The organism is Stenotrophomonas sp. 2YAF22 (genome assembly GCF_052114665.1).
In the GTDB taxonomy this organism is placed as follows: domain Bacteria; phylum Pseudomonadota; class Gammaproteobacteria; order Xanthomonadales; family Xanthomonadaceae; genus Stenotrophomonas; species Stenotrophomonas indicatrix.
Genome location: NZ_JBFRFE010000373.1, coordinates 1 through 4,285, shown reverse-complemented (window position 1 = coordinate 4,285; position 4,285 = coordinate 1). Strand labels below are relative to the sequence as shown.

Sequence of the window (4,285 nt, the reverse complement as noted above, 5' to 3'; positions counted from 1 at the left end):
CTTTCAAAGATCTTGGGAAGTGGCCTCAGCGCCATTCCCGTGTGCTGCAAAGTTTCCTTCGTAGCGAGCCGCCTATTATGCCGGACTTTTCGAGTCCGTCAACACCTTTCGTTCGATCATCTCGTTCGTCGGTGGTGGCGTCCCTTGTGTCGCTGAAGCCCCTTGTTGGCGACCCCTGCGACGGGGGAGGGAAAGTATGTCCCTATTCGCGGCCTTTGTGAAGGGGGTGTGGCAACTTTTTTCATCGGATGTTGCATCCGTTCATGCAAAGGCGCCGCCACAGGCCCCGCGAACAGCGGAAGAGCGTCGGCGCCGCTCTGCAGGAGCAGAAGCAGGGGCCGGCTGCGCCGGCCCCTGCCTCCGGTCAGGCAGCGACCAGGCGCACGCGGGCGAAGGTGCGCTTGCCGACCTGCAGCAGCCCCTCGAAACCGGGCTGCAGGACCTGCTGGCCGTCTTCCACCACTTCGCCGTCCACCTTCACCGCACGCTCCTTGAGCTTGCGGTTGGCCTCGGAGTTGCTCGGGGTCAGGCCGGCGGCGGTCAGCAAGGCCGCGATGCGCAGGCCCTCGGCCGGGATGGCTACATCCTGCAGCGGCAGCTGGGTGATGTCGCCCTGCCCGGTAACGGCAGCTTCCCAGCCGGCAATCGCCTGCTCGGCCGCTGCGGCATCGTGGAACCGGGTAGCCAGTTCACGGGCCAGGCGCAGCTTCACCACGCGCGGATTCAGGCCCGCGGCGATCTGTTCGCGCAGGGAGGCCGCTTCGGCCTGGCTGATATCGAAGGACAGCAGCTCGATCCAACGCCACATCAGGGCGTCATCGACCTTCATGGTCTTGGTGACGATGTCGATGGCCGGCTCGCTGATGCCGATGTAGTTGCCCAGCGACTTGGACATCTTGTTGACGCCATCCAGGCCTTCCAGCAGCGGCATGGTCAGCACCACCTGCGGCTTCTGGCCGTGGTGTTCCTGCAGGCCACGGCCCATCAGCAGGTTGAACTTCTGGTCGGTACCACCCAGCTCGACGTCCGCTTCCAGGGCCACCGAGTCGTAGCCCTGCACCAGCGGGTACAGGAATTCGTGGATGGCGATGGACTGCTGGGCGGCATAGCGCTTGGCGAAGTCGTCGCGCTCGAGCATGCGTGCCACGGTGTGCTGGCCGGCCAGGCGGATCATGTCGGCCGCGCTCATCTTGCCGAACCACTCCGAATTGAAGCGGACCTCGGTGCGGCTGCGGTCCAGCACCTTGAACACCTGTTCCTCGTAGGTACGGGCGTTGGCCAGCACGTCSTCGCGGCTGAGCGGCTTGCGGGTCAGGCTCTTGCCGGAGGGGTCGCCGATCATGCCGGTGAAGTCGCCGATCAGGAAAATGACCTGGTGGCCAAGGTCCTGGAACTGACGCATCTTGTTCAGCAGCACCGTGTGGCCCAGGTGCAGGTCAGGCGCGGTGGGGTCGAAGCCGGCCTTGATGCGCAGCGGGCGGCCTTCCTGCAGGCGCGCGCGCAGATCCTCGAGCTTGAGGATCTCGTCGGCACCGCGGCCGATCAGGGCAAGGGCTTCTTCAATCGAGGACACGTGACTACTCCCGGCAACGCCGTTTCTTATGTGGGGTGTTAAAGCGAAGTTAACCCGATCGGCTTCACAAAAGCCAATAGGCACAAGGGTTTGACGCGAATTTATTAGGTGTCTATGTTACCGGCGTTTGGGCCCGCGTTCCCGGGTCAGCCAGAGACCGACATCTGATGCTCAATTCCGATCAAGGCCGCGCACGCAAGCAGCGCTTCCAGGAACGACTCCACGTCCTGCACGACAACGCCCTGCACCGGAAGCTGAGGCAACACCTTCCCGCTGCGTTCAATGAGCGCTGGACGCGCCGCCATTGGATGCACGCCAGCCTGTTTGTGACCATCGGCGCATTGGTGGCCACGATCGTGCCGGGCTTCTCGCACACCATCGATGCCCCCTACGCCGACAGCCACACCAGCCTGGCACTGCCGTTGCCCCCGTTGGCAATGGCCCGCCAGCAGCAGATCCCCGGTGACAGCTGGCAGGTGCTGCGGGTACAGCGCGGGCAGACCCTGAGCGATCTGTTCGACAAGGCCGGCATCTCGGCGACCACCCTGCACCGGGTGCTGGACCATCCGGGTGCGCGCGAATCGCTGACCAAGTTGCGCCCGGGCGCCGAGATCGCCTTCGACATGCCGCTGTCCGGTGACCTGCGCAGCATCCGCTTCGACCGCGACGCCGACAACCGGGTCGAACTGAGCCTGAGCGGTGATGACATCAAGGAAACGGTGACCAAGCGCGAGACGTCCACGCGGACGGTGGTCACCAGCGGCGAGATCACCAGTTCGCTGTATGCGGCTGCACGCCGTGCAGGACTGTCGCCATCGGCAATCGCGACGATGACCGACGACATCTTCAAGTACGACATCGACTTCTCCAAGGACCTGCAGCCGGGCGACCGCTTCAGCGTGGTGATGGATGAGACCTGGCGCGAGGGCGAGAAGGTCGACACCAGCAAGATCCTGGCGGCCACCTTCACCACCGGCGGCAAGACCTACTCCGGCTTCCGCTTCGACCGCAACGGCAAGTCCGAGTACTACGACATCAGCGGCCGTTCGCTGAAGAAGAGCTTCATCCGCATGCCGATCCCGTTCGCGCGGCTGAGTTCGACCTTCGGCGCGCGCAAGCACCCGGTGCTGGGCAAGATGCGCATGCACAAGGGCGTGGATTACGCCGCGCGCACCGGTACCCCGATCATGGCCGCCGGCGACGCGCGGGTGCAGTTCGTCGGCGTGCAACGCGGTTATGGCAACGTGGTGATCCTCGACCACGGCCGTGGCCACACCACCCTGTACGGCCATATGTCGCGCTTTGCCGGGATCAAGAATGGCCAGCGCGTGGCCCAGGGCACGGTGATCGGCTACGTCGGCTCGACCGGCCTGGCGACCGGCCCGCACCTGCACTACGAATTCCGGGTCAATGGCGAGCACCGCAACCCGCTGACGGTGACGATGCCGCCGCCGGAGCCGCTGAAGGGCGCCGAGCTGGTGGCCTTCCGGGCGCAGACCGCGCCGGCGATGGCCCGCATCCAGGGCATGGAGAAGCTGATCTACGCCGACGCCAGCCCCGCGCCGGCTGCCGAAAGCGCGAGCACCGAGGTGGCCAGCGCCAAGGACAAGGTGCCGGCAGGCCGCAAGCGCGGCTGAGCCCTGCGTTGACGAAGGAGGACACGGCAGCACAAGCTTGCCGTGTCCTTTTTTTATGCCCGCCATGAACGCCACTGCCGATCCGTCCCTTCCCCTCTACCTGGGCCTGATGTCAGGCACCAGCGCTGACGGCATCGATGCCGCGCTGGTGCAGTTCCCGGCCGACGGGGGATGCCGCTTCGTGCATGGGCTGACCGCCCGCTGGGAGCCGATGCTGCGGGCAAGGCTGGTAACCCTTGGCGAAGGCGGCCCGTTGCAGTCGCTGGAAGAGTTGGGCGAGCTGGACGCGCGGATTGCGATCAGCTTCGCCGCCGCCGCCAACCAGCTGCTGGAAGAAGCCGGCGTCGACCGTTCGCAGGTACGAGCCATTGGCTCGCACGGTCAGACGGTACGCCATCGACCGTTGGCCGACCCGGCCTTCACCGTGCAGCTGGGTGACGGCAACCGCATCGCCGAGCTGACCGGGATCACCACCGTGTGCGATTTCCGCCGCCGCGACGTTGCCGCCGGCGGCCATGGGGCACCGCTGATGCCGGCTTTCCACCTGGACATGCTGGGTGCGGCCGATGAGGACCGTGCGGTGCTGAACCTGGGCGGGATCGCCAACCTGACCCTGATTCCCCGCGAAGGCGTCGTGCGTGGCTTCGATACCGGCCCAGCCAACGCACTGATGGATGCCTGGTGCCAACGCCACACCGGTCGCAGCTTCGACGCTGACGGCGCCTACGCGGCCAGCGGTGCGGTGGATGACAGCCTGCTGGCCGGCTGGCGCGCGGATCCTTGGTTCGCGCTGCCACCGCCCAAGAGTACCGGGCGCGAGCAGTTCCACCTGCCGTGGGCCGAAGCACACATGGAGGAAGGCCAGTTCGCCGCCGCCGATGTTCAGGCGACGCTGCTGGAGCTGACCGCGGCGACGGTGGTTGATGCGCTGCTGGCCCAGCAGCCCGACACCCGGCGCGTTCTGGTGTGTGGCGGTGGTGTGCGCAACGCGCAGTTGATGCGGCGGTTGGCAGCGCGCCTGCCGGGCGTGGTGGTCGAGTCCACGGCGCTGCACGGGCTGGACCCGGAGTATGTT

The 4,285-nt window shown here is 66.2% G+C and carries 3 protein-coding genes; 2 read left to right on the top strand and 1 reads right to left on the bottom strand.

The genetic code is table 11. The annotated features are described in order from the left end of the window. Positions 1-364: 364 nt before the first annotated feature. Complete coding sequence (gene tyrS / locus AB4Y84_RS14680; protein WP_442250347.1) at positions 365-1,573, bottom strand: tyrosine--tRNA ligase; 1,209 nt, start codon at positions 1,571-1,573, stop codon at positions 365-367. Between the two features lie 167 nt (positions 1,574-1,740). Between tyrS and AB4Y84_RS14675 the strand changes: the two genes are divergently transcribed. Together AB4Y84_RS14675 and AB4Y84_RS14670 are read left to right on the top strand one after the other, a co-directional pair. Then, entirely contained in the window at positions 1,741-3,210 is a 1,470-nt protein-coding gene (locus AB4Y84_RS14675; protein ID WP_223497540.1) for a M23 family metallopeptidase, read from the top strand. A gap of 64 nt (positions 3,211-3,274) precedes the next feature. Beyond that, positions 3,275-4,285 (top strand): anhydro-N-acetylmuramic acid kinase (locus AB4Y84_RS14670; RefSeq protein WP_442250346.1); only part of this gene is annotated, 1,011 nt, incomplete at its 3' end.

Excerpts from the sequence above, each read along its gene's own strand:
- AB4Y84_RS14675 (WP_223497540.1), top strand. The coding sequence starts at position 1,741 with ATGCTCAATTCCGATCAAGGCCGCGCACGCAAGCAGCGCTTCCAGGAA.